This window comes from Pseudomonas sp. NPDC088322, from assembly GCF_044740745.1.
Taxonomy (GTDB): domain Bacteria; phylum Pseudomonadota; class Gammaproteobacteria; order Pseudomonadales; family Pseudomonadaceae; genus Aquipseudomonas; species Aquipseudomonas shirazensis.
The window spans coordinates 78,064-104,057 of record NZ_JBIURK010000009.1; the positions used below are offsets into that span (position 1 = coordinate 78,064).

The 25,994-nt window shown below is 62.0% G+C and carries 28 protein-coding genes and 1 riboswitch; of the genes, 14 read left to right on the forward strand and 14 right to left on the reverse strand.

Features of this window, described 5'->3' with window-relative positions:
* Positions 1 to 16: 16 nt before the first annotated feature.
* The gene (locus tag ACIOAU_RS21830; RefSeq protein WP_150570065.1) at positions 17 to 1,912 is read right to left on the reverse strand and encodes a DUF1302 domain-containing protein; all 1,896 of its coding nucleotides are present in this window, start codon (positions 1,910 to 1,912) and stop codon (positions 17 to 19) included.
* A 331-nt stretch (positions 1,913 to 2,243) separates the two neighbouring features.
* Positions 2,244 to 3,926 carry a fatty acid--CoA ligase gene (locus ACIOAU_RS21835; protein ID WP_220633096.1) on the reverse strand — a complete coding sequence of 561 codons (1,683 nt, stop codon included), beginning with the start codon at positions 3,924 to 3,926 and terminating at the stop codon, positions 2,244 to 2,246.
* A 169-nt stretch (positions 3,927 to 4,095) separates the two neighbouring features.
* Here ACIOAU_RS21835 and ACIOAU_RS21840 point away from each other — a divergent pair, with 169 nt between their 5' ends.
* The 5 genes from ACIOAU_RS21840 to ACIOAU_RS21860 all read left to right on the forward strand — a co-directional run bounded on the left by ACIOAU_RS21840 (position 4,096) and on the right by ACIOAU_RS21860 (position 8,087).
* On the forward strand, positions 4,096 to 4,671 hold the full coding sequence (locus ACIOAU_RS21840; protein ID WP_401184579.1) for an NAD(P)H-dependent oxidoreductase: 576 nt from the start codon (positions 4,096 to 4,098) through the stop codon (positions 4,669 to 4,671).
* 79 nt (positions 4,672 to 4,750) lie between these two features.
* Positions 4,751 to 5,140 (forward strand): MerR family transcriptional regulator, encoded by a 390-nt coding sequence (locus ACIOAU_RS21845; protein ID WP_150573439.1) that lies wholly within the window; start codon positions 4,751 to 4,753, stop codon positions 5,138 to 5,140.
* A 94-nt stretch (positions 5,141 to 5,234) separates the two neighbouring features.
* Positions 5,235 to 6,200, forward strand: a complete 966-nt coding sequence (locus tag ACIOAU_RS21850; RefSeq protein WP_401184582.1) for a 2-hydroxyacid dehydrogenase — start codon at positions 5,235 to 5,237, stop codon at positions 6,198 to 6,200.
* A gap of 51 nt (positions 6,201 to 6,251) precedes the next feature.
* The gene (locus tag ACIOAU_RS21855) at positions 6,252 to 7,250 is read left to right on the forward strand and encodes a methyltransferase (RefSeq protein WP_401184584.1); all 999 of its coding nucleotides are present in this window, start codon (positions 6,252 to 6,254) and stop codon (positions 7,248 to 7,250) included.
* 40 nt (positions 7,251 to 7,290) lie between these two features.
* Positions 7,291 to 7,411: riboswitch (yybP-ykoY riboswitch) on the forward strand.
* Positions 7,412 to 7,502: 91 nt separating this feature from the next.
* Positions 7,503 to 8,087 carry a TMEM165/GDT1 family protein gene (locus ACIOAU_RS21860; protein ID WP_178080814.1) on the forward strand — a complete coding sequence of 195 codons (585 nt, stop codon included), beginning with the start codon at positions 7,503 to 7,505 and terminating at the stop codon, positions 8,085 to 8,087.
* A gap of 42 nt (positions 8,088 to 8,129) precedes the next feature.
* On the opposite strand, the gene ACIOAU_RS21865 is transcribed toward ACIOAU_RS21860, so the two are convergent.
* The 4 genes from ACIOAU_RS21865 to ACIOAU_RS21880 form a co-directional block, all read right to left on the reverse strand.
* Positions 8,130 to 8,945 (reverse strand): M48 family metallopeptidase, encoded by an 816-nt coding sequence (locus ACIOAU_RS21865; protein WP_101316543.1) that lies wholly within the window; start codon positions 8,943 to 8,945, stop codon positions 8,130 to 8,132.
* A 98-nt stretch (positions 8,946 to 9,043) separates the two neighbouring features.
* Complete coding sequence (locus tag ACIOAU_RS21870) at positions 9,044 to 9,664, reverse strand: SOS response-associated peptidase (protein ID WP_101316541.1); 621 nt, start codon at positions 9,662 to 9,664, stop codon at positions 9,044 to 9,046.
* A gap of 12 nt (positions 9,665 to 9,676) precedes the next feature.
* On the reverse strand, positions 9,677 to 9,937 hold the full coding sequence (locus ACIOAU_RS21875) for a putative signal transducing protein (protein WP_101316540.1): 261 nt from the start codon (positions 9,935 to 9,937) through the stop codon (positions 9,677 to 9,679).
* Positions 9,937 to 10,122, reverse strand: coding sequence for a CPXCG motif-containing cysteine-rich protein (locus ACIOAU_RS21880; RefSeq protein ID WP_101316538.1), 186 nt, complete (start codon positions 10,120 to 10,122; stop codon positions 9,937 to 9,939). Before ACIOAU_RS21880 ends, ACIOAU_RS21875 begins: the two co-directional genes overlap by 1 nt.
* 121 nt (positions 10,123 to 10,243) lie before the next feature.
* Here ACIOAU_RS21880 and ACIOAU_RS21885 point away from each other — a divergent pair, with 121 nt between their 5' ends.
* Entirely contained in the window at positions 10,244 to 11,413 is a 1,170-nt protein-coding gene (locus ACIOAU_RS21885) for a 1-acyl-sn-glycerol-3-phosphate acyltransferase (protein ID WP_188035358.1), read from the forward strand.
* 30 nt (positions 11,414 to 11,443) lie between these two features.
* Here ACIOAU_RS21885 and ACIOAU_RS21890 read toward each other — a convergent pair whose 3' ends face one another.
* Both ACIOAU_RS21890 and ACIOAU_RS21895 read right to left on the reverse strand, forming a co-directional pair.
* The gene (locus tag ACIOAU_RS21890) at positions 11,444 to 11,704 is read right to left on the reverse strand and encodes a hypothetical protein (RefSeq protein WP_101316534.1); all 261 of its coding nucleotides are present in this window, start codon (positions 11,702 to 11,704) and stop codon (positions 11,444 to 11,446) included.
* 205 nt (positions 11,705 to 11,909) lie between these two features.
* Entirely contained in the window at positions 11,910 to 12,494 is a 585-nt protein-coding gene (locus ACIOAU_RS21895; RefSeq protein ID WP_101316532.1) for a YajG family lipoprotein, read from the reverse strand.
* A 145-nt stretch (positions 12,495 to 12,639) separates the two neighbouring features.
* Between ACIOAU_RS21895 and ACIOAU_RS21900 the strand changes: the two genes are divergently transcribed.
* Positions 12,640 to 12,873, forward strand: coding sequence for a hypothetical protein (locus ACIOAU_RS21900; protein WP_150570058.1), 234 nt, complete (start codon positions 12,640 to 12,642; stop codon positions 12,871 to 12,873).
* Positions 12,874 to 13,479: 606 nt separating this feature from the next.
* Positions 13,480 to 14,985, forward strand: coding sequence for a malate dehydrogenase (quinone) (gene mqo, locus ACIOAU_RS21905; RefSeq protein WP_101316529.1), 1,506 nt, complete (start codon positions 13,480 to 13,482; stop codon positions 14,983 to 14,985).
* 50 nt (positions 14,986 to 15,035) lie between these two features.
* Here mqo and ACIOAU_RS21910 read toward each other — a convergent pair whose 3' ends face one another.
* From ACIOAU_RS21910 to ACIOAU_RS21925, 4 genes are all read right to left on the reverse strand, one after another.
* Positions 15,036 to 15,326, reverse strand: coding sequence for a PA4642 family protein (locus ACIOAU_RS21910; protein ID WP_101316527.1), 291 nt, complete (start codon positions 15,324 to 15,326; stop codon positions 15,036 to 15,038).
* 68 nt (positions 15,327 to 15,394) lie between these two features.
* The gene (locus ACIOAU_RS21915; RefSeq protein ID WP_103436047.1) at positions 15,395 to 15,865 is read right to left on the reverse strand and encodes a hypothetical protein; all 471 of its coding nucleotides are present in this window, start codon (positions 15,863 to 15,865) and stop codon (positions 15,395 to 15,397) included.
* Positions 15,866 to 15,906: 41 nt separating this feature from the next.
* Positions 15,907 to 16,380, reverse strand: a complete 474-nt coding sequence (locus tag ACIOAU_RS21920; RefSeq protein ID WP_101316523.1) for a WbuC family cupin fold metalloprotein — start codon at positions 16,378 to 16,380, stop codon at positions 15,907 to 15,909.
* 3 nt (positions 16,381 to 16,383) lie between these two features.
* Positions 16,384 to 16,941: a hypoxanthine-guanine phosphoribosyltransferase gene (locus tag ACIOAU_RS21925; protein ID WP_103436045.1), complete on the reverse strand. Its 558-nt coding sequence runs from the start codon at positions 16,939 to 16,941 to the stop codon at positions 16,384 to 16,386.
* A gap of 163 nt (positions 16,942 to 17,104) precedes the next feature.
* Here ACIOAU_RS21925 and upp point away from each other — a divergent pair, with 163 nt between their 5' ends.
* Together upp and ACIOAU_RS21935 are read left to right on the forward strand one after the other, a co-directional pair.
* The gene (gene upp, locus ACIOAU_RS21930; protein WP_401184593.1) at positions 17,105 to 17,743 is read left to right on the forward strand and encodes a uracil phosphoribosyltransferase; all 639 of its coding nucleotides are present in this window, start codon (positions 17,105 to 17,107) and stop codon (positions 17,741 to 17,743) included.
* A 2-nt stretch (positions 17,744 to 17,745) separates the two neighbouring features.
* A complete protein-coding gene (locus ACIOAU_RS21935; RefSeq protein WP_101316517.1) occupies positions 17,746 to 19,020 on the forward strand; it encodes a uracil-xanthine permease family protein in 1,275 nt (424 codons plus the stop codon).
* Between the two features lie 485 nt (positions 19,021 to 19,505).
* On the opposite strand, the gene hemH is transcribed toward ACIOAU_RS21935, so the two are convergent.
* On the reverse strand, positions 19,506 to 20,519 hold the full coding sequence (gene hemH / locus ACIOAU_RS21940; protein WP_259077810.1) for a ferrochelatase: 1,014 nt from the start codon (positions 20,517 to 20,519) through the stop codon (positions 19,506 to 19,508).
* Between the two features lie 13 nt (positions 20,520 to 20,532).
* The gene (locus tag ACIOAU_RS21945; protein WP_150570055.1) at positions 20,533 to 21,438 is read right to left on the reverse strand and encodes a TIGR01777 family oxidoreductase; all 906 of its coding nucleotides are present in this window, start codon (positions 21,436 to 21,438) and stop codon (positions 20,533 to 20,535) included.
* 187 nt (positions 21,439 to 21,625) lie between these two features.
* Here ACIOAU_RS21945 and ACIOAU_RS21950 point away from each other — a divergent pair, with 187 nt between their 5' ends.
* The 4 genes from ACIOAU_RS21950 (at position 21,626) to phrB (ending at position 25,988) form a co-directional block, all read left to right on the forward strand.
* A complete protein-coding gene (locus ACIOAU_RS21950; protein ID WP_101316511.1) occupies positions 21,626 to 22,612 on the forward strand; it encodes an NAD(P)/FAD-dependent oxidoreductase in 987 nt (328 codons plus the stop codon).
* A 109-nt stretch (positions 22,613 to 22,721) separates the two neighbouring features.
* A complete protein-coding gene (locus tag ACIOAU_RS21955; protein WP_101316510.1) occupies positions 22,722 to 23,681 on the forward strand; it encodes a DUF523 and DUF1722 domain-containing protein in 960 nt (319 codons plus the stop codon).
* Positions 23,671 to 24,570: a MerR family transcriptional regulator gene (locus ACIOAU_RS21960; protein WP_401184598.1), complete on the forward strand. Its 900-nt coding sequence runs from the start codon at positions 23,671 to 23,673 to the stop codon at positions 24,568 to 24,570. Before ACIOAU_RS21955 ends, ACIOAU_RS21960 begins: the two co-directional genes overlap by 11 nt.
* Positions 24,561 to 25,988, forward strand: a complete 1,428-nt coding sequence (gene phrB, locus ACIOAU_RS21965) for a deoxyribodipyrimidine photo-lyase (protein WP_401184601.1) — start codon at positions 24,561 to 24,563, stop codon at positions 25,986 to 25,988. Before ACIOAU_RS21960 ends, phrB begins: the two co-directional genes overlap by 10 nt.
* Positions 25,989 to 25,994 lie beyond the last annotated feature (6 nt).

Genomic DNA, 25,994 nt, shown 5'->3' on the forward strand with positions numbered 1-25,994 from the left:
TCCTGGATCAATGGGCTTAGAAGTTCACGCCGAAGCTGAGCGCAACGAAGTCGCGGTCATCCACGGTGGTGTACTTGCCGTCAAAGAAGTTGGTGTACGACAGGCTCGCTGTGTAGGTGTTCTGGTATTCGGCGTCAAGACCCAGGCTGACGGCCTTGCGCCCTTCTTCGAAGTTGGCGCCGGGGCCAGGTGAGTAGCCGGACACGTCGTGCGACCAGGCCACGCTTGGCTTGAGGTTGACCCCAGCGAAGACGTCGTTGTAGTCCCAGATCACGCGGCCTCGGTAGCCCCACGAAGTACTGGTGGTATAGCCATCGTTTTCGCACTTGCGGCTGAGGTTGGCGGTGGATGCGCCCGCGCCGGCGCCACCGATTGTGCTGTTATTGAGCGCCACACAGGTATCCGCGCCACCGGTCGCTGGCAGCGGCCCCGGGCCATAGACCGGGTCACGGCCATAGCGGATTTCGCGGGCGTTCTCCAGGCCGCCAACGTGAGTCACGCCGACTTCGCCGACCACAGTCATGCGGCTGGCGCCCATCACTTGATCGAAGAAGTGCGTCAGGGTGGTCTGGAACTGAGTGATTTCCTTGCGACGGTAGCCGTGCAGGTCCTGCCCAGGTGTGCCAGTGAGCAACGATGCGTTGGTCAACCCGCCGCCGATCGGACGTACGCCGGAGAACAGGATGTCGGTGGTGTTGAGCTGCACCGGCGCGTTTGGCCGGTAGCTGACTTCACCGCTCCAGGCGGTACCGGTTGGCAGCGTGGTGGAGAAGCTCAAACCGTACAGGCGGATGTCTTCCGGGTACTCGACGAAGTACTTCGAGTTGCCCGCAACGATCAGCGGCGCCAGACCCTGCAGCGGTGGCGGCAAACCGGCGAGGCCAGCGAACACCGATGGATCGGCACCGGTGGCACTGAAGATCGGCGCACGGCTGTGATAATTCATGAAGTAGGCGCCGAACTCGGTGTCCAATGGCTCGAACATGTAGCGCAGCGCGACCCCGAACTGGCCACTGTCACGGGCATCGCGGTCAGCACTGCGCCGCACAAGCACGCCTTCGTTGTTGTAGTCCACCCCGCTCCCGGCCAGGATGCCCTGCGCTATAGGTGGCAGCCCGCTCAAAGTTCGCCCACTGCTGAGCACCCGCAGATTGTCGGTACAGCCGTCGGCAATGATGTCCGGCTGAGAGAAGAAGGTGCCGCAGTTATCGACAACCGTCTGGTCCCATTCCAGCTGGTAGAAGGCTTCGGCCGAGAGGTTGTCGGTCAGGCTCTGCGAGATATAGAACATGTTGACCGGGATCAGGCCTTCTTTGATCTCGGCGCCTGGACGGCGGAAGGCAGCCACGTCAATCGGGTTGATCGAGTTGATGCCACCGCCAATGAAGGTGCTTTCACCCCAACTGACTACCTGCTTGCCGAAACGCACCGAACCGGGTTGGTCGGCAATCGAGTAGTTGTGATAGACGAACGCATCGAGCAGCTCGGCCCCGGAAGACTTGGCGCCTTCCTTGCGATTGGAGTCGCTGATGTCCTTGAACTCGCGGTGTTCATCCTTGAGCTCGAAGTCATACCAGTACTTGCCCCGGACGAAGATGCCGGTGTCGCCGTACTTCAGTTCGAGGTCATGGATGCCCTTGAAGATTTTCGAGAAGGTCTCACCGCGCTTGAAGTTCAGGTGGCCATCGTCGGAGGTCTGCGAAAGCCCTTTGCCACCATTGTTGACGCCGATCAGGTTCTTGTTCGGGCTGGCTGTCGACCAACTGGCACCGACCGACAGCGACGAATCGAACTGGCCTTCGATTTCGCCGATGTTGAAACTGACCGCGAATGCAGGGCTTGCGAGCGTAGAAGCGAGGCTGACGGCAAAGGGCAGTCTTGCCCGACGCCAGAACGGGTGTGCAGATTTCATCGACGCTACTCCATGTTCTTTTTTGTTATGGCAGTGAGTCCTTGCAGAAACGGTCCGGCTGACCGGTAGGCAGGCTTGCACCTGCGACGCTGCGAGTTGCACGCAGCGCTCCCCCTCCGTTTCTGAAAACCCCTGGCCCCGACTATAGCCAGCAGGCTCGGACGCTAGATCCCTCTAAAGTGTGATTTGCGTTCCGTGCCCGTCGCTCGCCCCGATCTGGTCCGGTGTGCGAGCTGACAGTGCTCTAGCATGGCCCAATTTTCCCATTTGACAAGGCGCCATCCTCTCTGCAATGCGGGTCGCGCCTAATTCGCCGATGACCCGCTGCGCTTCACAGGGTCGACAGGAACGCGCTGTTGCTGGCCTGCCATTCGACGATGTCGAGGCGGATGCGCTTCTTGTCCAGCTTGCCGACGCTGGTCTTGGGAATTTCCGTAACAACGGCAATCTGGCTGGGAATCGCCCACTTGTTGATATGACCTTGCTCGACGAAGGGTTTGAGATGTTCTTTGAGCGCGCGGGCGTCAAGGCTCTGCCCGTCGCGAACAACCAGCAGGGCAAACGGACGCTCGCCCCACTGTGGATCGGCGACACCGACCACTGCCACTTCACGCACCGCCGGATGGCGGCTGATCAAGTCTTCAAGGTCGAGCGAGGAAATCCACTCGCCGCCGGTCTTGATCACATCCTTGATGCGGTCGCGGATGTCGATATAGCCCATGCCGTCGAGGGTGGCGACGTCTCCGGTATGCAGCCAGCCGCCAGCCCACAGCTCGGTGCTTTTTTCCGGCTCCTTGAAATACCCCATCGACAGCCACGGCGCCCGCAGCACCAGTTCGCCCTGGGTCTCACCATCGGCCGGGAGGAAATTGCCATCGCCGTCGACAATCGCGGCTTCCACCAGCGGCACCGGCACGCCGGCCTTGATCCGATAGCTGACCCGCTCGTCATCGCCGCCGGCCTGCAGCTCTTCGTTGATGTGCGCCGCGGAGATCAGCGGGCAGGTTTCGGACATACCATAGGCTGCAGTGAGCTGAATGCCCCGGGCCAGCGCGGCCTGATACAGCGCACGGTTGAGCGCACTGCCGCCAATGATGATCTTCCAGCCGCCGAAGTCCTGGCCCTGGGACGCCGGGCAATTGAGCAGCATCTGCAGGATGGTCGGTACGCAGTGGGAGAAAGTGACCTTCTCTTCACGCCAGAGCTTGACCAGCATGTCCGGCTCGTATCGGCCAGGGTAGACCTGCTTCATGCCCATCAGCGTGGCTGCGTACGGGATACCCCAAGCGTGAACGTGGAACATCGGCGTGATCGGCATGTACACGTCATCGCTGCCGAGCAGACGCACGCTGTCGATGCTGCCCAGTACCGAAGTTTCCGCCAGGGTATGCAACACCAGTTGCCGATGGGTGAAGTACACGCCCTTAGGGTTGCCGGTGGTGCCGGTGGTGTAAAACATGGTCGCCACCGAGTTCTCGTCGAAATCAGGGAAGGCGTACTGCGGGCTGGCGGCGGCCAGCAGTTGTTCGTACTCGCCGACCAGGTTCGGCAGTTCGGCGCGCTTGTCCGGGCCGTCGGTCAGCAGCAGGGTCTTTTCAACCGTGGTCAGCTGCCCGGCGATGCCTTGATACAGGCCGATGAAATCGCTGTTGACCAACACCAGCCGGTCCTCGGCGTGGTTCATGGTGTAGAGGATCTGCTCGGGCGACAGGCGCACATTGATGGTGTGCACCACCGCGCCGATCATCGGGATGGCAAACATGCATTCCAGGTAACGATGGCTATCCCAGTCCATCACGGCGACGGTGTCGCCCGGCTTGACCCCGGCCTCGCTAAGCACATTGGCCAGGCGCGCGATGCGCTCGACCAGTTGTGGATAGGTCAGGCGCAACTGGTCACGGTAGACGATCTCGCGGGTGCGCTCGTAGCGGCTGCCAGACAACAGAAGCCGCTTGATCAGCAGCGGGAATTGGTAAGCACCTTCAGCGGGTTGGATGATGCGCGTCTGCAGCATGGTTATCCCTTTTTCGAGTCGGGCGAGGTCAGGCGCTTACTCTAGAGCGCAGATGTGACAGCCAAATCAGCCGAAGGAATGATTTGCGCGGCGCGGGTATGAGTGCCGCTGTTGACTCTACCGCTAGGGGCAGGCCTTAGCCTCGTTGGCTTGATTGAGTGGAGCTGACATGAGCAAACGTATTCTGGTGATCCTCGGCCACCCCGCCGCGGACAGCTTTTGCGCCGCATTGGGCCAGGCCTACATCCTCGCCGCCGGCGAGGCCGGGCATGCCGTGCGTATTCTTGACCTGCCGAAAGCGACCTTCGACCCGGTACTGCACCACGGCTATCGGCAGATCCAGCCGCTGGAACCGGACTTGCGCCAGGCCCAGGAGGACATCCTCTGGGCCGAACAACTGGTGTTTGTCTTTCCAATCTGGTGGGGCGCTACCCCGGCGTTGCTCAAGGGCTTTTTCGACCGTACTTTCCTGCCTGGCTTTGCCTTCAAGTACCGCGAAGACTCGCCATTCCCTGAGCAACTGCTCAAGGGCCGCACCGCCCATTTGCTGGTGACCATGGACACGCCGCCCTGGTACTACCGTTGGGTCTATCGCATGCCTGGCCTGCATCAGATGCGTAAGACCACCCTGGCCTTCTGCGGCGTCAAGCCGACCCGCACCCTGACGTTCGGGCCGGTACTCGGCTCCAGTACCAGCCAGCGCGAGCGTTGGGTGCTGCAGGCCCGCAAGCTGGCCGCCAGCTAGCCACGTAGACGCGTTCAGCTGCTTGTGTAAGATGAATCGCCAGCCCAGGCTGGCGCATCGATCACGCAAGGAAGCCCCCATGTACATCGGAAAAGCAGCCCAACTTGCGGGCACCAGCGTCAAATCGATCCGTCACTACGAGAAGCTCGGCCTGCTGCCCGAGCCGCAACGCGCAGGCAACTACCGGATCTACAGCGAACAGAGCGTAGATCGCCTGCGCCTGATCAAATGCGCGCAGCAACTTGGATTCAAGCTGAAAGAGATGCAGGCCATCCTGCAGCCTTACCCAGACGGTCAGATTCCCTGGCTGCAGGTGCAACAGGCGCTCGCCGACAAGAAAGCTGCAGTTCGCGCACAGATCACCTCCTTGCAAGGGCTGCACGCGGCGCTGGAAGCATTCGAGCACGAAACTGCTGACGCCCTCTGCACGCTGCAGCCAGAGATCGGGGCAGCGGCCAAGGTCGCATGACAGATTTCAACTAGTCGACATGCGTTTTTTCACCTGATTCTGTAGGGTCTATTACCCTCCCCTTCGCGCACGCTGCCAGAGCACAGGACAGACCATGACCTCCAGCCACACTGCTGTATTTCTTGACCATGACTCACTGGACCTCGGCGACCTCGACCTAAGCGCGCTCAGGGCCTGCTTCGGCGCTCTTACGCTACACGGCGCGACCGCGCCGGAGCAGGTTGCCGAACGCCTGCAGGGCGCTACTGTGGCAATCAGCAACAAGGTGCTGCTGGGTGCGGACGTACTGGCGGCCAACCCGCAGTTGCAACTGATCCTGGTGGCTGCAACCGGCACCAACAACGTCGACCTGAACGCCGCGCGTGCCCAGGGCATTACCGTGTGCAACTGCCAGGGCTACGGCACTCCCTCGGTGGCGCAGCACACCCTGGCCTTGCTGCTGGCGCTGGCGACCCGCCTGTGCGACTACCAGCGCGCGGTCGCCGACGGTCAATGGGCCAAGGCCAGCCAGTTCTGCCTGCTCGACTTCCCTATCGTCGAACTTGAAGGCAAGACCCTCGGCCTGCTCGGCCACGGCGAGCTGGGCGGCGCCGTGGCACGCCTGGCCGAGGCCTTTGGTATGCGCGTTCTGAGCGGGCAGATCCCCGGTCGCCCTGCACGTGCCGAGCGCCTGCCGCTGGACGAACTGCTGCCGCAGGTCGATGCGTTGACCCTGCATTGCCCGCTCAATGAACACACCCGGCATATGATCAGCCACCGTGAACTGGCCCTGCTCAAGCCCGGCGCGTTGGTGGTCAACACCGCCCGCGGCGGCCTGATCGATGAACAGGCCTTGGCCGACGCCCTGCGCAGCGGTCATCTGGGCGGCGCGGCGACCGACGTGCTCAGCGTCGAGCCACCGGTCAACGGCAACCCACTGCTGGAGGCGGACGTGCCACGCCTGATCGTGACTCCACACAGTGCCTGGGGCGCGGTCGAGGCACGGCAGCGCATCGTTGCGCAGCTCAGCGAAAACGCCCAGGCGTTCTTTGCCGGCGCGCCGCGCCGCGTGGTCAGCTGAGCCAAGCCAGCCTCTGCTACACTGCGCGACTTTTTTCAGGAGGCGTCGTCCATGGACCCGCGCAGTGAAGTGTTGCTCCGTCAGGCGGAGTTGTTCCAGGGCTCGGTGCTGCTTGCCGGCCTGCCCGCCGACGATCTGCTCGGCCAACTGCCGCAGGCCCACGGCTGGACCTGGCACGCCGGCGACCAGGCCCTGCTCGAAGCGCGCTTTGCCGGGCGCAACCAGCATGGCGTCGAGCCGCCGCAGGTGCCGTTCGATGCCGCGGTAGTGTTCATGCCCAAGTCGCGCGAACTGGCCGCCTACCTGCTCAACGCCCTGGCTTCGCGCCTGGCTGGCCGTGAGCTGTATCTGGTCGGTGAAAAGCGCGGCGGGATCGAAGGCGGCGCCAAGCTGCTGCAAGCCTTCGGCAAGCCGCGCAAGCTCGACAGTGCACGCCACTGCCAGCTGTGGCAGGTAACCGTCGACAACGCCCCGGCCGCCACCCCACTGGAAAGCCTGGCTGAACGCTTCGAACTGCCGCTGGCCGATGGTCCGCTGCAGATCGTCAGCCTGCCCGGGGTGTTCAGCCATGGCCGGCTGGACCGCGGCACCGCCCTGTTGCTTGAGCATCTGGACGGCCTGGCGGTTGGCCCGGTACTCGACTTCGGCTGCGGCGCGGGCGTAATCGGCTCGATCGTCAAGCGCCGTTACCCGGACAGCCAGGTAACCATGCTCGACGTCGATGCCTTCGCGGTGGCCAGCAGCTGCCTCACCCTTGCCGCCAACGGCTTGCAAGCTGAAGTCATCAGTGGCGATGGGATCGATGCTGCACCGCGTGATCTGCAGGTAATCCTGAGCAATCCGCCGTTCCATACCGGCGTCCACACTGACTACAATGCCTCGGAAACACTGCTGAAAAAATCGGCTGAACATCTGCGATCAGGTGGCGAACTTCGCCTTGTTGCGAACACCTTTCTGCGCTATCAACCGTACATCCAGCAGGCCCTGGGCAACTGCAAGACGCTGATCGAAGAACAGGGTTTCAGGATTTACCAGGCAAAACGCGGATAGAAAATAGCGCTTGCTCAAACGGATTTGCCTAGGCAGAATCCGCTCCGTCCTAGGGGAGTAGTCTCCCGCAAGCACTCAAGCTTGCCCGGTACGCGTCAACATACTTGGTCCTCAGACCATGGCGCGTACGACCCACGGTCCGCACAGACGGACCCAGGGTTTGACAAGACCTATGACACGCACACCTTACCCGGGGCGGGAAGGCTGTACGTGTCATAGCCGTGTCGACCCGCCCCCGTAGGAACCCTGATGCTGGAATCCCTTCTCGTACCAACCGCCATCGTTGCGCTCGCCGAAATCGGCGACAAGACGCAACTGCTCGCGCTCATTCTTGCTGCCCGCTTTCGCAAACCCTGGCCGATCATCGCCGGTATCGTTGTCGCCACCCTGGCAAACCACGCTGCGGCAGGTGCAGTTGGGGCGTGGGTAAGTGGTTTCTTCACCGAGTCGGTGTTGCACTGGGTGCTCGCCGCAAGCTTTGTCGCAACCGCGTTGTGGACCCTGGTGCCGGACAAGATGGACGACGACGAAAGCAGCGCAGCACGCCGCTTCGGGCCGTTCGTGACGACCTTGATTGCGTTCTTCCTGGCCGAGATCGGCGACAAGACTCAGGTCGCCACCGTGATGCTGGCGGCGCAGTATCCGCACCTGATCATGGTGATTATCGGTACCACCCTGGGCATGTTGATTGCCAACGTACCGGTGGTATTGGCGGGTAACTTTGCGGCGGAGAAGTTGCCGCTGACACTGATTCGGCGCCTGGCTGCCACGGCGTTTGTGGTGCTGGCGATCGTCGCGGTGTATTCGGCGATGAAGAGCAGTGGCTGGATTGGCTGATTCAGCAGGGATTTTGGGGCTGCTTCGCAGCCCCAATACCGCTTACTTCTTGGCAGCCTGATACAACGGCATCACCTTGGGAATGGCAGCCTGCAACGAGGCGATCCGGCTGGACGAAGCCGGGTGAGTGCTCATGAACTCAGGCGGGGCGCCCTCGGACGCCTTGCTCATCTTGTTCCACAAGGTGATCGCGGCGTTCGGGTCGTAGCCGGCACGGGCCGACAGCTCAAGACCGATCAGATCCGCCTCGTTCTCGTTGGCACGGCTGTTGGGCAAGGTCATGGAGTAGTTCACTACGGTGTCGGCGAGGGCCATGCTGTCCTGGCCCAGGCCCAGCAGGGCGCCAGCCCCGGAGCGGGCCATCTCGATCCCATAGGCCTTGGACATCGCTTCACGACCATGCTCACGCAGGGCGTGAGCGATCTCATGGCCCATCACGGCGGCGATTTCAGCGTCGGTCAGCTTGAGCTGATCGATCAGGCCGGTGTAGACGATGATCTTGCCGCCAGGGCCGCAGTTCGCGTTGAGTTCGTCACTCTTGATGACGTTGACTTCCCACTTCCACTGCGCAGAATCCGGGCGAAACTGCGGCGCTTGGGCGATCAGGCGATCGGCGATGGCCTGCACGCGCTTGGCTTCGGCGCTGCTTTTATCCAGCACGCCCTTGCTCGAGGCTTCGCTCAAGGTCTGCTGATAGGACTGGGCATACATGTTGTTGACCTCGTCGGTCGACAGCATGCTGAACATGTACTGCTTGCGCTCAACGCCGACGGCGCCGCCACTGGTGGTATTCACCGCCTGACAGCCGCTCAGCAGGACGCCGGCAGCGAGCAGGCTGAGAACAAATGACTTACGCATAAAACACTCCCTGGGTACGTGCCGCGTATCCTAGGCGCAGACGCCCGGCGCCGCCAGAGCCATAGGGAAGATTTAACCCGAGGCTTATCTGTACCACGTCAAGCCGGCGTCAGACACTCCGGTGCATCCAGCTTGGGATCATTGACGAAATTGGCCAGCGCCCGCTCGCGTAGCGCAGCCGGTGGGCCAGCAAGCAACTCATGCAAACGCGCCAGAGGCGTCTCTGGATCAAGCCAGGCAGCCTGCCCGGCTTCGTCGAGGATCAGTGGCCGGCGCTGATTGACCACCGCCTGGGTGACCACTGCGCAGCTTAGCCAGACTTGCTCCTGCACCGGGTATGCCTCCCATATCGCTGCAAAGAACAGCGCCGCGCCCTCGCCCGGCGTCAGCCAGTAAGGCCGCTTGCGCACACTGCCACGCCATTCGTAAAAACCGTTGGCCGGCATCAGGCAACGGCGCTGGGTAAACGCCTGGCGAAACATCGGCTGTTCGGCCAGGGTCTCGGCCCGCGCTTGCGCCGGCGTCTTGGACAAGTCGGTTAGCCACGGCGGGGTCAGCCCCCAGCGCGCTCTGGCCACCTGTACCTGGCCGTCAAGCTGGCGCTGGATCAGCACCGAGGCGCCGGGCGCGATGTTCCATTGCGCCTGTTGGTCGGCGGGGTAGCCCGGCAGTGCGGCAAAGGCCGGGGTCCAGCGAAACAGGGCGTAGCGTCCACACATGCGATATACAACCTAGCAAATCAGTGTCCCGGGGTAACTCTCCGGTTCGTCGCCAGCAACTGGCTGGGCAACATTGTACGCATCGATCAGCTCGCGTGCGTAGCCGGCCTGCTCATCGGCCACCGCCAGGCCGAGCAAACCGTGCAATGGCAGCTCACCGGCGGCGCCGACCAGGTCGCGGCCGACGAGGTGCACCTCGATGCCCTCGCTGGCCAGCACCGCCACCAGCAGCTCGGCCTCCAGCAAGTTCTCTGGCTCGTAGATTCGTCGCATCAGGCGTCATCCTCGCTTTTCACATCGAGCATCCACTCGTCGCCATGCACCTGCAGGTCGAACACGATCGGCCGGCAGCAGACCTGACAGTCTTCGATGTAGCGCTGATCACCGCCGGACAGATCAACCGTGGTCTCCACCCCCTCTCCACAGTAAGGGCAATCGTAGAATGCAGTTTCCAGCATCGCGGCCTCCAGGGTGACTTATGCGTATAATTGTCGGTCTGTTTACGGGACCTGCGCGCGTCCGAGCCGTTTTTCGGAGCCGCCCCCTATCTATTACCCTAGTCGTTTCCAACAAGAGAGCATGATGGGCGAATTCGATGCCATCCGACCGTATGACGATGCTGAGGTGCAGGCGGTGCTGGCGCGCCTGTTCAGCGACCCGGCATTCCTCGATATCCTCACCCACTTCCGCTTCCCGCGGGCGGCCGGTGCCTTCGGCTGGCTGCTCAAGCCGTTGATCGCGCGCCGCCTGCGCAAAGAGTTCGCCGGCGTCAGTTGCGTCGCGACCCTGCAGGACAAAGTCGAGTATTACGTCGACCAGACCATCGATCGCGCCACCGACGGCGTCACCTATTCAGGTGTCGAGCAGCTCAAGGCAGGTACGGCTTACCTGTTTTTGGCCAACCACCGCGACATCGTCATGGATCCGGCCTTCGTCAACTACGCGGTGTACCACGCCGGCCTGCCAACGCCGCGCATCGCCATTGGCGACAACCTCCTGCAAAAGCCTTTTGTCAGCGACATGATGCGCCTGAACAAGAGCTTCATCGTGCACCGCTCATTGACCGGGCGGCGCGAGAAGCTGGCGGCTTATCAGTTGCTCTCGGCCTACATCAATCATTCGATCCGCACCGATGGCGCGTCGATCTGGATCGCCCAGGCTGAAGGCCGGGCCAAGGACGGCGATGACCGTACCGATTCGGCGATCCTCAAGATGTTCCACATGAGCCGCAAGGACGAGCCATTCGGCGCGGTGATCCAGGGCCTGAACCTGACGCCGGTATCGATCAGCTACGAGTATGACCCTTGCGATCAGGCCAAGGCGCGCGAGCTGTACATCCGCGCCACCACCGGCAGCTATACCAAGGCGCCCGGTGAAGACGACAAGAGCATCGCTACGGGCATCACCGGCTATAAAGGCCGCGTGCATATCCACTTCGCTGCACCGGTCAGGGAGTTCTTTGCCGATACCAAGCTGTTGGCGCAGGAAGTTGACCGGCAGATCCTGGGTGGTTACCGCTTGTTCCCGGTGCACTACCTGGCCTACGCAATGTGGCAGGATGCCGACCCGGCACTGGCCGTGCCGCCTGCCGAGAAGCTGTTCCAGGCTGAAGAGCTGGCCAAAGCCAAGCAGGAATGGCAACGCCGCCTCGACGCCTGCCCGGTCGAACAGCAGCCGTACCTGGTGCTGCAGTACGCAACGCCGGTACGCAATCAGTATCAGGTCAAGGTCCAGAGCCAGGTTGCCTGAACCGCGGTGGGGCTGGCAGCAGCCCCGCCGTCAGACCCAGGTACTCAACCAGGACAACAGCAGCGCCAGCGCCAGGCACGCCGAGCCGAGGGTGTAGTAGTAACGCGGCACGCGCCGATCAAAGGCGTCGACCAGGCCTTCGTCGACCGCCAGGCTGCGCCGCGTCAGCGCCGCCCGGCGCCGGGCGCTTTGCAGCAGCAGGCCGCCAGGGCAGGTAATCAGCAGGGCCAGCAGGTTGATCAGCTTGGCCGGATGGGCCGCCAGCAGCCCCCAGAGCACTTGCACAGACATTACAGACCTCGCAGTCGCGACAGCAAAGCCGAGCATTCTACCCAAGCCGGTCGCGTTGGCTGCGGCTTTACGACCAACTGCCGACGGATTTCATCTGCCATACCCTTTGTTCTCTGCGCTGCGCTATCGCCTGGTCCTGAAGCAAAAAAAACCGCCGCCTGAGATTCAGGCAGCGGTTTTTTTATGACCTGGCTGTGACGAACGCTTATTCGCCGAGCACCTGACCGATGGTCGGGTCCTTGAACAGACGGGTCAAGGCATCGCTGAGCACATCACTGACCAGCTTGGTGTTGGTTTCCTGGTTCGGCGCCATGCCGAAGCGCTGATCCAGCGAAGCGCCGTAACGGCCGCTGTAACGGCGGTTGGCATTGGCTACGTCAGCACGGAAGGTCGCGCCGATGGTCGCCTCGGTCACATACATCTTGTCCTTGGGCGACTGGTACTTCAGTTCGGCCAGGGTCACGGTCAACTGCGGCGCATTGGAGCCGCCCTGGGTCGGGGTGAAACCGAGCAGACGCACCGCAGCTTCGGCCTGAGCCTGCAGCTTGGGCACGACATCGTTGCCGTTGACGCTGATGGTGCTGGTTTCCGGGTACATGCCGCCACGGGTGCCGAGCGACTGCGAAGGACGACCATCGACCACCCGTACCACGACTGGCTGGCCGCGACCGACCGGATTGAGCTGAGTGGTCAGCTTGGGTTGCGGGCTGAGTTGTTGCGGGCTGTGGGCACAGCCGACCAGGCTCAGGCTGGCCACCGCGAGCAAACCGAACAGCAGACGTTGCAACATGCGCGTTTCTCCAGAAAATGCGGCAAAGGCCCACAGTATACCCAGCCGCTTGAACGCCAGCTATCGGCTATATCCGCTTGTCATAATGCTTTCATGGCCGCGCCGTTATCCTTGGCCCAACCCACTCCATACAGGATTCGCCGCCATGGCCTCGCTCTGGAACCTGCTGTTCAAGCGCTCGCCCCAGCTTATCTATGCTCGCCTCGACAGCACCGGTTGCTGCTTGGGTTTCAAGCAGTGCAGCCTGCCGCCCAGCGGTAGCGGCTGGGTTCAGGTCAGTGACATGCAGCTTGCCTGGCTGGGCCGGACCTTGCCTGCCAGCGCCCGGGTTTGCGCCCGTGCAAGCCGTCGTTGGCAGCAACGCAGCCTGCCCGCCTGACAAATGCTGCAATAAAAACCGCGATTAACGACCTTTCTGCCCGCGACATCGCTATAATCTCCCCCCGATTATAAGGACGTCTCCTGATCGGGCCCCGCACCTGCCGATTGACCCCGGCACCTTCACCGCCTCGCCCACAGAGAGCCTTCCACTTCAGGTCTTGCATCCGGCTGTTGCGCCTGCTTTTTCTGGCCTTCTGCACTGCATGAACCTGTGGGTTGCCATCGCGCAGTCCCTTTTTGAGGTTCACGTCTCCAAAAGAGCGTGGAAAAAACCAGGTTTTCACAACTTCACAAGAGTGTGGCGAGCAAATGAACAGTCTGGCATGTGCAACAGCAGCAGATGTGTCCCCAACAGCCCCTGATGGCCGGTATTGGCGCTCATCCATGATGAGTCACTGAGGCCGGTCCATAACGCACGTCGGACACCTTGACCATAAGTCGAATTGCCGCAGCCGTGGCAATCAGCGTTCAATAGCTGAACCCTGAGACTGATTGGCGGTGTTCGCGAAGTTGCAAGAACTGCGAAGAGTCGGACATGGCGAGCCTGGCAACCCCAGGGATCCTATGCTGTCAATTAGGTGCTGTAGATTGTGGAGACGCGTTAATGGCGCAGAACGAATCGGTTGATGTAGTACTGGTAGGCGCGGGCATCATGAGTGCCACCCTGGCCGTACTGCTCAAGGAGCTCGACCCGGCCCTTAAACTGGAGGTCGTCGAGGCGATGGACTCCGGGGCTGCAGAAAGCTCGAACCCCTGGAACAACGCTGGGACCGGCCATGCCGGCCTGTGCGAGCTGAACTACACGCCGCAGGCCGCCGATGGCAGCATCGACATCAAGAAGGCCGTGCACATCAACACCCAGTTCGAGGTGTCACGGCAGTTCTGGGCGTACCTGATCAACAAGGGCGGCCTGGGCGCGCCGCGTGACTTCATCAATCCCGTGCCACACCTGAGCTACGTCGAAGGTGACAAGGGCGTGTCCTTCCTCAAGAAGCGTTTCGAGCTGCTCAAGCAGCACCACGCCTTCAGCGAGATGGAGTACACCGAAGACAAGGCGGTGATGCGCGACTGGATGCCGTTGATGATGCCCGGCCGCCCGGCCGACCAGCACATCGCCGCAACCCGCGTGATGAAAGGCACCGACGTCAACTTCGGCGCCTTGACCAACAAGCTGCTGAAAATGCTCGGCAACACCGCGGACAGCCAGGTCAAGTACAGCAAGAAGGTCGTCGGCCTGCGCCGTAACGGCGCCGGCTGGACCGTCAGCATCAAGGACGTCAATAGCGGCGGTAGCCGTGAAGTCGATGCACGCTTTGTCTTCCTCGGCGCTGGTGGCGCGGCATTGCCATTGCTGCAGGCTTCGGGCATCCCCGAGAGCAAAGGCTTTGGCGGCTTCCCGGTGAGCGGCCAGTGGCTACGCTGCGACAACCCGGAAATCGTCAAGCAGCACCAGGCCAAGGTCTACAGCCAGGCTGCTGTAGGCGCTCCGCCGATGTCGGTGCCGCACCTGGATACCCGTGTCGTCGACGGCAAGACTTCGCTGCTGTTCGGCCCCTACGCCGGCTTCACCACCAAGTTCCTCAAGCACGGTTCGCTGCTCGACCTGCCACTGTCGGTACGCCTGGGCAACCTCGGCCCGATGCTGGCAGTAGCGCGCGACAACATGGACCTGACCAAGTACCTGGTCAGTGAAGTGATGCAGTCGATGGAGCAACGCCTGGACTCGCTGCGCCGCTTCTACCCAGAAGCCAAAGCCGAAGACTGGCGCCTGGAAGTGGCCGGCCAGCGCGTGCAGATCATCAAGAAAGACCCGAAAAAAGGCGGCGTGCTGCAATTTGGCACCGAGTTGGTTGCGGCGGCCGACGGCAGCCTGGCGGCCCTGCTGGGCGCATCGCCTGGTGCTTCGGTGACGGTGTCGATCATGCTTGATCTGATCGAACGCTGCTTCCCTGAGCAAGCCAAGGGTGCCTGGGCGAGCAAGCTGCACGAGATCTTCCCTGCTCGGGAAAGTGTCCTGGCCAGCGATGCAGCGCTGTACCGCAAGGTCAGCGAGCATAACGACCAGGTATTGCAGATGGTTGAAAGCAGCCCGGCTCAGCATTACGCCTGACCGGTCTAGGGGCCGCTCTGCGGCCCCAAATCACTCCAGACTCAGATCACTCAACCACGGGCGTTGTTGATGATCTCGATGTACTCCGCCGCATTACGCTGATCAGCGATCTGCTCGACGAAGGTCTGACCGTGTTCGTCCTTGCCGTCCAGCTCATAACCCGCCTCGACGAAGAACCCGACAAACCGCTCGAAGTCATCGATGCGCAGGCCACGATAGGCTTTGACCAGCTTGTGCGCGGACGGCGATGTCACGCCGTCGGCCGGGTCGTACTGCAGAAACGACTTGATGTAGTCGTCACTGATCTCGTCACCAATCACTTGCTTCTTGTCTTTACGCATTGCCGACTCCACCTAAGCCATCACCAAATTTCGCAGGGCGGCAGTGTACCCCCGCCAATGCGCAGGCCTCAACGCGTACGTACGGTGCCGGTATGCAGATCCGCCCAGACATGGCCGTTGGCGTAAGTCAGAAACTGCACGTAGAGGGTCTCGTTGCGCAGCAGGTCGATGATCACCCGGTAGTCGGCCATCGGGTAGTTCAGGCTCAGGGTGCGGGTCTTGTCGTCGTAGACTGGCTTCTTCAGGCTCTTGCCACCTTCACCATCGAAGCTGAGCAATACTTGGGTAATCGTCGCGCCCTTGCTCAGCGGCTTGCCTTTCAGGCGCATCTGCAGCGAGGCGGTGATCGGGATCGGTTGTTGGTCAGACTGACGCTGGGTGCCGACCACTACCGAGTAGTCGGTGACTTGCAGCAACTGTTGACTGGTCGGCGCCTCTTGGCGCAGCGACTGGTCATCAGGTGGCAGAAACTGGCTGTGCAGGGGCGCCGCAGACAACGGCAGGCTCAGCGCCAACAGCAAGGGAATGAACGCACGCATGTGAGGCTCCTTGGCATGAAGCCGCACTCTAGCATGCCCGCTCAGGCGAACTGCGCGCGCATCCACACCTGGTATGCGGCAACCCCTGGCTCACCCTCACGCGGGGCCCATGGCGCCAGCTCACCCTCACCCACCGGGCGATAAGGGCCGGCCTTGCACTCGAACAGAATGCTGTCGGCGGCGAGCACCACCAGCGCGTGATAGACGCCCGGTGGCAGGTCGACACCGAGGCACTCGCCACCGGCCTCGAGCAGGCGTTTTTCGATAACCCCGCCCTCCTCGTCGAACAGCAGCAGGCCAAGGCGCCCTTTGAGCACCAGCAAGGTCTCGGCCTTGTCTTCGCTCAGGTGGCGATGCGGCGGGATGTAGGTGTCAGGCTGCAAGCCAACCGCCATGCGGTGGCACGGTTCGGCCATGGCATGAAAGTTATGGTGCTGACGCCCGCGCGGGTTGGCCGCAGCCTGCTCGGCCAGGCCGGCAAACAAGGACTGGTCGATGAATGCCGGCGCGCGCATGGCTTACAGGCCCTTGACGGCGAAGATGCCGTTGGCGTTGCGCCAGTAGCCTTTGTAGTCCATGCCGTAGCCGAAGATGTAGCGGTCGATGCATGGCAAGCCGACGAAGTTGGCTTTCAGGTCCGGGCTGGCCTTGCGGTCATGCTCCTTGTCGATCAGCACGGCGGTATACACCTCACGGGCGCCGGCGTGCTTGCAGAACTCGATGATCGCGCTGAGGGTGTGGCCCTCGTCGAGAATGTCATCGACGATCAGCACATCGCGGTCAATGAACGATACTTCCGGCTTGGCCTTCCAGAACAGCTCACCGCCGCTGGTCTGGTTGCGGTAGCGGGTGGCGTGCAGGTAGGACGCTTCCAGCGGGAACTGCAGATGGGTAAGCAGCTTGCCGGCGAAAATCAGGCCACCGTTCATGACGCAGAACACGACCGGGTTCTTCTCATGCAGCTCGCGGCTGATGTGCTCGCCTACCTTGGCGATGGCCGCTTCGACCTCGGCTTCGTTGTACAGGCAGTCAGCTTCGCGCATGACTTGGCGGATGTGCTCGAGATCGGCGGACATGGCGCTCCCCAGGGGTCGGAATCGGAAAAGCGGGCAAAGGTACGCATCCGCTGGCCTCAGATCAAGCGTTTATGGACTAACGTGCACAATGACAAAGCGACAGCTCAGGCTGAATAGATTAATCTAGCGCGGTTTTTTTGCCCGCCTTCCGGAGCCCTCCCCCATGCCTACTCGTGAGATCCGCCATCCGCTGATCCGCCACAAGCTCGGCCTTATGCGCCGTGCCGATATCAGCACCAAGAACTTTCGCGAACTCGCCCAGGAAGTCGGCGCCCTGCTGACTTATGAGGCCACCCAAGACCTGCCACTGGAGTCCTACGAAATCGACGGCTGGAGCGGTAAAGTCCAGGTCGAGAAAATCGCCGGCAAGAAGATCACTGTAGTACCGATCCTGCGTGCCGGCATCGGCATGCTCGACGGCGTGCTCAGCCTGATCCCGGGCGCCAAGGTCAGCGCCGTGGGCGTCGCCCGCAACGAAGAAACCCTCGAAGCGCACACCTACCTCGAGAAACTGGCACCGGACATCAACCAGCGCCTGGCACTGATCATCGACCCGATGCTGGCCACCGGTGCGTCGATGGTCGCCACCATCGATCTGCTGAAAAAAGCCGGCTGCAAGGAGATCCGCGCGATGGTGCTGGTGGCGGCCCCCGAGGGTATCGCCATAGTCGAGAAGGCCCACCCGGATGTGAGCATCTACACCGCCTCGATCGACGAGCGCCTCAACCAGCACGGCTACATCATCCCAGGCCTGGGCGATGCCGGTGACAAGATCTTCGGCACCAAGCAGAAGGACGCCTGATCATGCAGGACGGCTTCAACGACCCGCTCTGGCGCCAGGTCGTCTCGGGCGCGCAGATGCTCTTCGTGGCATTTGGCGCGCTGGTGCTGATGCCGCTGATCACCGGCCTCGACCCTAACGTGGCGCTGTTCACCGCCGGCATCGGCACCTTGCTGTTCCAGCTGGTGACGGGCCGTCAGGTACCGGTGTTTCTCGCCTCGAGCTTTGCCTTCATCACCCCGATCATCCTCGCCAAGGGTCAGTTCGGCCTGGCCGAGACCATGGGCGGAGTGATGGCGGCAGGCTTCGTCTACACCTTCATGGGCATGATGGTGAAGATCAAAGGCACCGGTTTCATCGACCGCATGCTGCCGCCGGTGGTGATCGGCCCGGTGATCATTTCAATCGGCCTGGCCATGGCGCCGATTGCCGCCAACATGGCCATGGGCAAGGGCGGCGATGGCGCCGTGCTGATTCCGTACCAGACCGCGATGCTGATTTCCATGCCGGCCCTGCTTACCACCCTGATCGTGGCCGTGTTCGGCAAAGGCATCTTCCGCCTGGTGCCCATCATTGCCGGGGTCCTGGTCGGTTTTGCCATGGCCTTTGCCTTTGGCGTGGTCGACACTGCCAGGATCGCTGCGGCGCCCTGGCTGGCGATCCCTCATTTCACCGCGCCAGCGTTCAACTGGCAGGCGATTCTGTTCATCGTTCCGGTGGCCCTGGCGCCGGCAATCGAGCATATCGGTGGAGTGATTGCTGTCGGTAGCGTGACTGGTCGCGACTACCTGAAAAAGCCCGGCCTGCACCGCACGTTGCTGGGCGATGGCCTGGCCACTACTGCTGCCGGCCTGTTCGGCGGGCCGCCCAACACGACCTACGCGGAAGTGACCGGTGCGGTGATGCTGACCAAGAACTACAACCCGAAGATCATGACCTGGGCGGCGGTGTTTGCCATCACCCTGGCGTTTGTCGGCAAGTTTGGTGCGCTGCTGCAGAGCATTCCGGTGCCGGTCATGGGTGGGATTCTGTGTCTGCTGTTTGGCTCGATTGCGGCGGTGGGGATGAATACCATGATCCGCCACAAGATCGACCTGAGCGAGGCGCGTAACCTAGTGATTGTTTCGGTGACGTTGGTGTTCGGGATTGGCGGGGTACTGATTGGCAGCGGTGATGGGCCGGATGACTGGGGTCTGAAGGGGATTGCGCTGTGTGCCATTGTGGCGATTGTGTTGAATCTGTTGCTGCCTGGGAATGATGGGTGGAAGAACAACAAGCTTGATGATCAGTTGCCTTGAGAGGTGATTGGGTGACCCAGCTTTGTTGGGGCTTATCCGGTATTTTTTTTACCTGACTTGAGGTTGCCGGGACCGCAGCACTTCGCAAGCTTTTGACTGTGGCCCTTGATCTGCGCCAGCGCAGCGAGGCGTGCCCTTGATCTTGATCTTGATCTTGATCTTGATCCACCGGCGACTCAGGAGGCCGAGCGCAGGTATTGCGAAGGGAGGTGACGGCCATGGATGGCCGGCAAGCGCTGCGGGCCAGGAGGCCCGTACAGCGCGGTCCTCCCGGGAGCAAGGCCGGAGCGAGGGAACCCCGCAGCGCAGCGAAGGGGCCGGATGTGGAGCCAAGCCCTTTTTTGGTTACTTTTTTGGGGCGTTTGCCAAAAAAGTGACTCGCCGTAAGGGCGAAAAGGGCCAGAGCAGCCGCTAAATCAAATGGATAGTGCTAAAACCGCACACCCACACATCAAACGGATCCCCCCAATCACCAGCCCCTTACATCAGGCATCCTCACAAAGCCGAGCCAACGTCCGAGCCCACTGCGGATGATCATTCAAGCAAGGCACAAGCACCAACTCCTCCCCCCCAGCCTCGATAAACTGCTCCCGCCCCCGATCCCCGATCTCCTCGAGCGTCTCGATACAGTCAGCAACAAACGCCGGGCACATCACCAGCAACCGCTTCACCCCAGCCTTGGCCAACTCATCAAGCCGCGTCTCGGTATAAGGCTCGATCCACTTGGCCCGCCCCAACCGCGACTGGAACGAAGCCGACCACTTGCCATCCGCAATGCCCATCGCCTTGGCAAACGCCGCCGCACTGGCCAGGCACTGCGAGCGATAGCACACGGCCCGCACATTGGCACACGCCTGCTGGCAGCAATCGGCACTCTGGAAGCAATGGTTGCCGGTCGGATCAAGCTTCTTCAGATGCCGCTCAGGCAGCCCATGGAAGCTCAACAACAGATGGTCATAGTCATCCTGCAGATACGGCCGCGCACTGGCCACCAACGCATCGATATAGCTCGGCTGATCATAGAACGGCTGCAACACCCGCATCTCCAGCGGCAACTGGTGCTGCGCAATGGTCTGCGTCGCCAGTTCGATCACGGTGGTTACCGTGCTGTCAGCGAACTGCGGATAGAGCGGCGCCAGCGTCACCTTGCGTACGCCCTGCGCAGCCAGGCGCTTGAGCACCTCCGGTAGCGCCGGCTGGCCATAGCGCATGGCCACTTCCACCGGGCCATGCGGCCAATGCGCATGCATGGCGGCTTGCAGACGACGGGTCAGCACCACCAGTGGCGAGCCCTCATCCCACCAGATCGACGCGTAGGCATGAGCCGACTGCTCAGGGCGCTTGATCAGGATCAGCGACACCAGCAAGCGCCGCACCGGCCACGGCAGGTCGATCACGTACGGGTCCATCAGAAACTGGTTGAGGTAGCGGCGCACGTCGGCTACCGAAGTGGAGGCTGGCGAACCCAGGTTGACCAGCAGCAGGGCATGATCGGTCATGCAGCGTCCTATGTCAGAGGCGCCCGGACAGGTTGTCCAGCGCCGATTGCAGATCGTTGAAACGGAAGGTGAAGCCAGCCGCCAGCAAGCGCGTCGGGCGCGCGCGCTGGCCACCGAGAAGCAAAGTCGACAGCTCGCCCAGCCCGGCCTTCAACACCAACGCCGGCACGGGCAACAACGCCGGTCGATGCAGCGCCTTGCCCAGGCATTTGGCAAAGGTACGGTTGCGCACAGGCTCTGGCGCGCAGGCATTATAAGGACCGCTGGCGTCGTTGTGGCGCATGAGAAAATCTATCAGAGCGATCTGATCATCTATATGGATCCACGGCATCCACTGCCGACCACTGCCCAGCGGCCCGCCCAGGCCGAGTTTGAACGGCAGGCGCAGGCGCGACAAAAAGCCGCCATCGCTGGCCAGCACCAACCCGGTCCGCACCAGCACCACGCGTATGCCAAGCGCTTGAGCACGCTGCGCAGTCTCTTCCCAGGCGATGCACAGCTGGCTGGCGAAGTCCTCCTTGACCGGTTGCGCAGCCTCGGTCAGCTCGCGCTCACCGCCATCGCCATACCAGCCCACTGCTGAGCCTGACACCAGCACTTCAGGGCGCTGCTCGCGCTTTTGCAGCCACGCCAGCAACTGCTCGGTCAAAGTAATGCGGCTGGCCCAAAGCAGGTTGCGCCGCGCTGCGGTCCAGTGCCGGTCGGCAATCGGTGCGCCGGCCAGATTGATCACTGCGTCGATTGGGTCATCGCCATCCAGATCATCCAGCTGGGCGATACCGCGTACGCCGCTGCCACAAAGCATCGGCACCTGTTCCGGGCGCCGGCTCCAGACCGTCAACCGATGGCCCTGGCCAGTCCACAGACGGCAAAGATGCCTGCCGAGCAAACCGGTACCGCCTGTCAGCAATATATGCATGGCTGTGTCCTCGCAGATCGTCGGGGTGGTCTATTTTTAACAACAAGGCACTTTCTTGACCGCACGCTCTCGGATAAACATAGGCCAAGCTAGCCTATAGAGCGGAATAACCTTATACAAACTTTACGCATTGTACAGGTTTGCAAGACCGCGTAATCTGCTTCGAGCAAGGTTAGAAGAGGCCATCATGACAGTACCTATTGCCATCATTGGTGCCGGCATTGCCGGCCTTTCCGCAGCCCAGGCCCTGCAGGCCGCCGGCCAGACTGTGCACTTGTTCGACAAAGGCCACGGCAGTGGTGGGCGGATGGCCAGCAAGCGCAGCGATGCCGGTGCGCTCGACCTGGGCGCGCAGTACTTCACTGCCCGCGACCGGCGCTTCGTCGAGCAGGTGCAACAGTGGGAAGCCGCTGGCCATGCCGCGCAATGGAAGCCGCAGCTGTACAACTATCGCGATGGCGTCCTCAGCCCTTCCCCAGATGAGCAAGTGCGCTGGGTCGGCGTGCCGCGCATGAGCGCCATCACTCGCGGCCTGCTCAAGGACGTCACAGTCAATTTCGGCTGCCGCATCGCCGAGGTGTTTCGCGGCAAGCAGTACTGGCACCTGCAGGATACCGAAGGCTGCAGCCACGGCCCCTTCAGCCGGGTCGTGATTGCCGTGCCCGCACCGCAAGCCACGCCACTGCTGGCAGCAACCCCAAAATTGGCAGCGGTCGCCGCCGGCGTGCAGATGGAACCCACCTGGGCCATCGCCCTAGCCTTCGAGACGCCACTGCAAACACCCATGCAAGGTTGCTTCGTGCAGGACAACCCACTCGACTGGCTGGCGCGCAACCGCAGCAAACCAGGGCGCGACGAGCAGCTCGACACCTGGGTGCTGCATGCCACGTCAGACTGGAGCAAGCAGCACATCGACCTGAGCAAAGAACTGGTGATCGAGCAGTTGAGCGGTGAATTTGCCGAGCTGATTGGCTGCGCGGTGCCGGCCCCAACCTTTGCCCTGGCCCACCGCTGGCTGTATGCCCGCCCTGCCGCTGGCCATGAATGGGGGGCGCTCGCGGATGCTGACCTTGGCTTGTACGCCTGTGGCGACTGGTGCTTGTCTGGCCGGGTCGAAGGCGCTTGGTTGAGTGGCCAGGAAGCGGCAAGACGCTTGCTCGAACATCTGGAATAGACCTGGCTGTAAATCTGTACAGAAAAAACTGTTTGCATAAGTGCGTGGCTGTGCTGGAATAGACTTGTACACAAGGAGCAACCTTGTACAAGTTTTTCTGGAGGCAGCGATGAACGCGTCGGCGAAACCCCGCATTGGCATCAGTGCCTGCCTACTCGGCGAGAACGTGCGCTACAACGGCGGGCACAAGGCTTCCGAACTCTGCTTGAGTGCTTTCGAAGCGCACTTCGACTGGGTACCGTTGTGCCCTGAGGTCGCCATCGGCCTGGGTATTCCGCGCGATCCTATCCGCCTGGTAGGTGATCCGCAGCAGCCCGAAGTGGTTGCCACGCGCAACCCCGGCGCCAACTACTCTGCCCCACTGCGCGCCTACGGCGAGCAGATGGCTGATGAAATCGGTGATGTCTGCGGTTATATCTTCATGCAGAAGTCGCCCTCATGCGGCTTGGAGCGGGTCAAGGTCTATCAGGACAACGGCCACCCTGCGCTCAAAGGTGGCCGCGGTGCCTACGCCGACGCTTTCTGTGCGCGCCGCCCCGATCTGCCGGTCGAAGAGGAGGGCCGCCTGCATGATCCGGTACTGCGGGAGAACTTCATCAGCCGCGTGTATGCCTACGCCGACTGGCAGCAGCAACTGGCTGCGGGGCTGAGCCGGGGTGCGTTGGTGAGTTTCCATTCGCGGTACAAATACCTGCTGATGGCCAACAACCCCAAAGCCTATCGCGAGCTTGGCCGGATGTTGGGCAGCATGCGCAAGGATGCCGACCCGCAGCAGGTCGGCGCGCAGTACTTCAGCCTCCTGATGCAGGCACTGCGCCGCCCGGCAAACCGTGGCACGCATTGCAACGTGCTGCTGCACCTGAGCGGTTATCTGCGCGATGCGCTGGACCAGGGTGACCGCGCCGAGCTGCAGCAGGTGATCGGCCAATATCAGCAAGGGATCGTGCCATTGGTAGTACCGATGACCCTGCTCAAACACCACCTGCGGGTACATCCAGACCCCTACCTCAGCCAGCAGGCCTATCTGCAGCCCCACCCCGAAAGCCTAGGTTTACGCAATGCAGTCTGAAGATTTGATGCCCATCGGCGAGCTTGCTCGCCGCACTGGGGTAAACCCGGTCACCTTGCGCGCCTGGGAGCGGCGCTATGGTTTGCTCAAGCCGCAACGCACGGCCAAGGGGCATCGTCTGTACGGCTCCGACCAAGTCGAGCAGGTGCAGGCGATCCTGCGCTGGCTCGAGCGTGGTGCTTCGGTCGGCCAGGTCCGTGAGCTGCTTGAACACGCCCCAAGCGTTGCCCCACAAGGGGACTGGCAGTTTCGCGAGCAGGCGTTGATCGAAGCGGTGGGTAACTTGTCCCAGCGCACCCTCGACCAGCAGCTCAATCAGGCCATGGCGCTGTACCCAGCCGTCACGCTCTGTGAACAGCTGCTGCTGCCGTTGCTGCACAGCCTCGCCCGGCGCTGGCAAACGCATTTCAACGCCCGCCTCGAGCAGGCGTTTTTTCACACCTGGCTGCGCAGCAAGTTCGGCGCACGGGTGTATCACGACAATCAGCAGCTTGCAGGGCCGCCGGTGCTGTTGGTGGTCGACAGCGATCGCGGCTTCGACGCGCATCTGTGGCTGTGCGCCTGGCTGTTTACCAGCAGTGGCCGCGCCGTCGAGGTGCTCGAGTTCGCGGTCGCCGGCGCGCAGCTGCAACGCGCCGTGAGCGAGCTGCAAGCGCAGGTACTGGTACTGCTGCTCGGCCCGCGCGTTGACTATGCCGCCCTCGAGCGCGCACTGCATGGCATCGATGCGGCAAAACTACTGGGTGGCGAAACAATTGCCCTGCACCAGACCCAACTGGAAGCCATGCAGCGACCCGGCCTGTCCCTGTTCGACACACCGCAGGCCGCCTTGCGCCTGCTTCAGCAACTTGCGCTCACCCCGCCAGAGACGACTTCTTCATGCAATTGATGTGGCTGCGCAGCGACCTGCGCATCGATGACAACAGCGCCCTCAGCGCTGCCTGTGAACGCGGCCCCACCGTGGCCGTGTGGATAGCCAGCCCCGCGCAATGGTTGAGGCATGACGATGCCCCGTGCAAGGTCGACTTCTGGTTGCGCAACCTGCGCGAGTTAAGCCAATCACTGCAGCAACTGAACATCCCGCTGCTGATTCGCCACACCGACGACTGGGCTCAGGTGCCGCAAGTGCTGCTCGATATCTGCCGGGAGCACGCGGTGGAAGCAGTGCACTGGAATGACGAATATGGCGTCAACGAGCAACTCCGCGATGAGTGCGCAGAGGCCCTGCTGCGCAGCAGCGACATCAGCGTGCATCGCTACCTTGATCAGTTGCTGCTCAACCCCGGCACCGTGCTGACCAAGGCCGGCCAGTATTTTCAGGTGTTCGGCCAGTTCAAGCGTGCCTGCCTCGAGCGTCTGCAGCATGGCATGCCTGTCATGGCCAGCAGAGTTGCGAAACAAGCTGCGACGAAGATCGCCAGCGACCCGATCCCATCTGGCTTCGACGGATTTGCCGAGCCCACTCAGGCGTTGCGGGAATTGTGGCCCGCCGGTGAAAAAGAAGCGCAGCGGCGCCTCGCCGAGTTTGCCGAACACAGCATCGATGATTACCTGCAACTGCGCGATTTACCGGCCGAACCCGGCACCAGCCAGTTGTCCGCATACCTGGCAGCGGGGGTAATTTCCCCTCGGCAGTGCCTGCATGCGGCGTTGTCGGCCAATCGCGGCGAGTTCGACAGCGGCAGTGCCGGCGTGCAGACCTGGATCAACGAACTGCTCTGGCGTGAATTCTACAAACACATCCTGGTCGGTTATCCACAGGTCTCCCGCCACCAACCATTCCGCGCACACACCGCTGCCCTGCCCTGGCGCAATGCACCGGAAGATTTGAAGGCCTGGGAACAAGGCCGCACCGGCTTCCCCATCATCGACGCAGCGATGCAGCAACTGCTGGCAACTGGCTGGATGCATAACCGCCTGCGCATGATCGTCGCGATGTTTCTGAGCAAGAACCTGCTGATCGACTGGCGCCACGGAGAGCGGCACTTCATGCGTCATCTGATCGACGGCGACCTGGCCGCCAACAATGGTGGCTGGCAGTGGAGCTCATCGACCGGCACCGACTCGGTACCGTACTTCCGCATCTTCAATCCGGTGACGCAATCGCAACGTTTTGATCCCAAAGGGCGCTTTATTCGTCAGTGGCTCCCCCAATTGAAGGCCCGCGACGATAAATCCATTCATTTGCCCATGAAATCTGCTGATCTTTTTGCTACAACCTCTTATCAGAGTCCAATTGTGGATCTCGCAAGCAGTCGCCAGCGCGCATTGGAGGCCTTCAAGGGCTTACCCGCTCGGCAGGATTAGAGGGCA

Bases quoted from the DNA above. Each gene is read 5' to 3' on its own strand.
- ACIOAU_RS21830 (WP_150570065.1), bottom strand. From the start codon at position 1,912: ATGAAATCTGCACACCCGTTCTGGCGTCGGGCAAGACTGCCCTTTGCC.
- ACIOAU_RS21835 (WP_220633096.1), bottom strand. From the start codon at position 3,926: ATGCTGCAGACGCGCATCATCCAACCCGCTGAAGGTGCTTACCAATTC.
- ACIOAU_RS21840 (WP_401184579.1), top strand. From the start codon at position 4,096: ATGAGCAAACGTATTCTGGTGATCCTCGGCCACCCCGCCGCGGACAGC.
- ACIOAU_RS21845 (WP_150573439.1), top strand. From the start codon at position 4,751: ATGTACATCGGAAAAGCAGCCCAACTTGCGGGCACCAGCGTCAAATCG.
- ACIOAU_RS21850 (WP_401184582.1), top strand. From the start codon at position 5,235: ATGACCTCCAGCCACACTGCTGTATTTCTTGACCATGACTCACTGGAC.
- ACIOAU_RS21855 (WP_401184584.1), top strand. From the start codon at position 6,252: ATGGACCCGCGCAGTGAAGTGTTGCTCCGTCAGGCGGAGTTGTTCCAG.
- ACIOAU_RS21865 (WP_101316543.1), bottom strand. From the start codon at position 8,945: ATGCGTAAGTCATTTGTTCTCAGCCTGCTCGCTGCCGGCGTCCTGCTG.
- ACIOAU_RS21870 (WP_101316541.1), bottom strand. From the start codon at position 9,664: ATGTGTGGACGCTACGCCCTGTTTCGCTGGACCCCGGCCTTTGCCGCA.
- ACIOAU_RS21875 (WP_101316540.1), bottom strand. From the start codon at position 9,937: ATGCGACGAATCTACGAGCCAGAGAACTTGCTGGAGGCCGAGCTGCTG.
- ACIOAU_RS21880 (WP_101316538.1), bottom strand. From the start codon at position 10,122: ATGCTGGAAACTGCATTCTACGATTGCCCTTACTGTGGAGAGGGGGTG.
- ACIOAU_RS21885 (WP_188035358.1), top strand. From the start codon at position 10,244: ATGATGGGCGAATTCGATGCCATCCGACCGTATGACGATGCTGAGGTG.
- ACIOAU_RS21890 (WP_101316534.1), bottom strand. From the start codon at position 11,704: ATGTCTGTGCAAGTGCTCTGGGGGCTGCTGGCGGCCCATCCGGCCAAG.
- ACIOAU_RS21895 (WP_101316532.1), bottom strand. From the start codon at position 12,494: ATGTTGCAACGTCTGCTGTTCGGTTTGCTCGCGGTGGCCAGCCTGAGC.
- ACIOAU_RS21900 (WP_150570058.1), top strand. From the start codon at position 12,640: ATGGCCTCGCTCTGGAACCTGCTGTTCAAGCGCTCGCCCCAGCTTATC.
- mqo (WP_101316529.1), top strand. From the start codon at position 13,480: ATGGCGCAGAACGAATCGGTTGATGTAGTACTGGTAGGCGCGGGCATC.
- ACIOAU_RS21910 (WP_101316527.1), bottom strand. From the start codon at position 15,326: ATGCGTAAAGACAAGAAGCAAGTGATTGGTGACGAGATCAGTGACGAC.
- ACIOAU_RS21915 (WP_103436047.1), bottom strand. From the start codon at position 15,865: ATGCGTGCGTTCATTCCCTTGCTGTTGGCGCTGAGCCTGCCGTTGTCT.
- ACIOAU_RS21920 (WP_101316523.1), bottom strand. From the start codon at position 16,380: ATGCGCGCGCCGGCATTCATCGACCAGTCCTTGTTTGCCGGCCTGGCC.
- ACIOAU_RS21925 (WP_103436045.1), bottom strand. From the start codon at position 16,941: ATGTCCGCCGATCTCGAGCACATCCGCCAAGTCATGCGCGAAGCTGAC.
- upp (WP_401184593.1), top strand. From the start codon at position 17,105: ATGCCTACTCGTGAGATCCGCCATCCGCTGATCCGCCACAAGCTCGGC.
- ACIOAU_RS21935 (WP_101316517.1), top strand. From the start codon at position 17,746: ATGCAGGACGGCTTCAACGACCCGCTCTGGCGCCAGGTCGTCTCGGGC.
- hemH (WP_259077810.1), bottom strand. From the start codon at position 20,519: ATGACCGATCATGCCCTGCTGCTGGTCAACCTGGGTTCGCCAGCCTCC.
- ACIOAU_RS21945 (WP_150570055.1), bottom strand. From the start codon at position 21,438: ATGCATATATTGCTGACAGGCGGTACCGGTTTGCTCGGCAGGCATCTT.
- ACIOAU_RS21950 (WP_101316511.1), top strand. From the start codon at position 21,626: ATGACAGTACCTATTGCCATCATTGGTGCCGGCATTGCCGGCCTTTCC.
- ACIOAU_RS21955 (WP_101316510.1), top strand. From the start codon at position 22,722: ATGAACGCGTCGGCGAAACCCCGCATTGGCATCAGTGCCTGCCTACTC.
- ACIOAU_RS21960 (WP_401184598.1), top strand. From the start codon at position 23,671: ATGCAGTCTGAAGATTTGATGCCCATCGGCGAGCTTGCTCGCCGCACT.
- phrB (WP_401184601.1), top strand. From the start codon at position 24,561: ATGCAATTGATGTGGCTGCGCAGCGACCTGCGCATCGATGACAACAGC.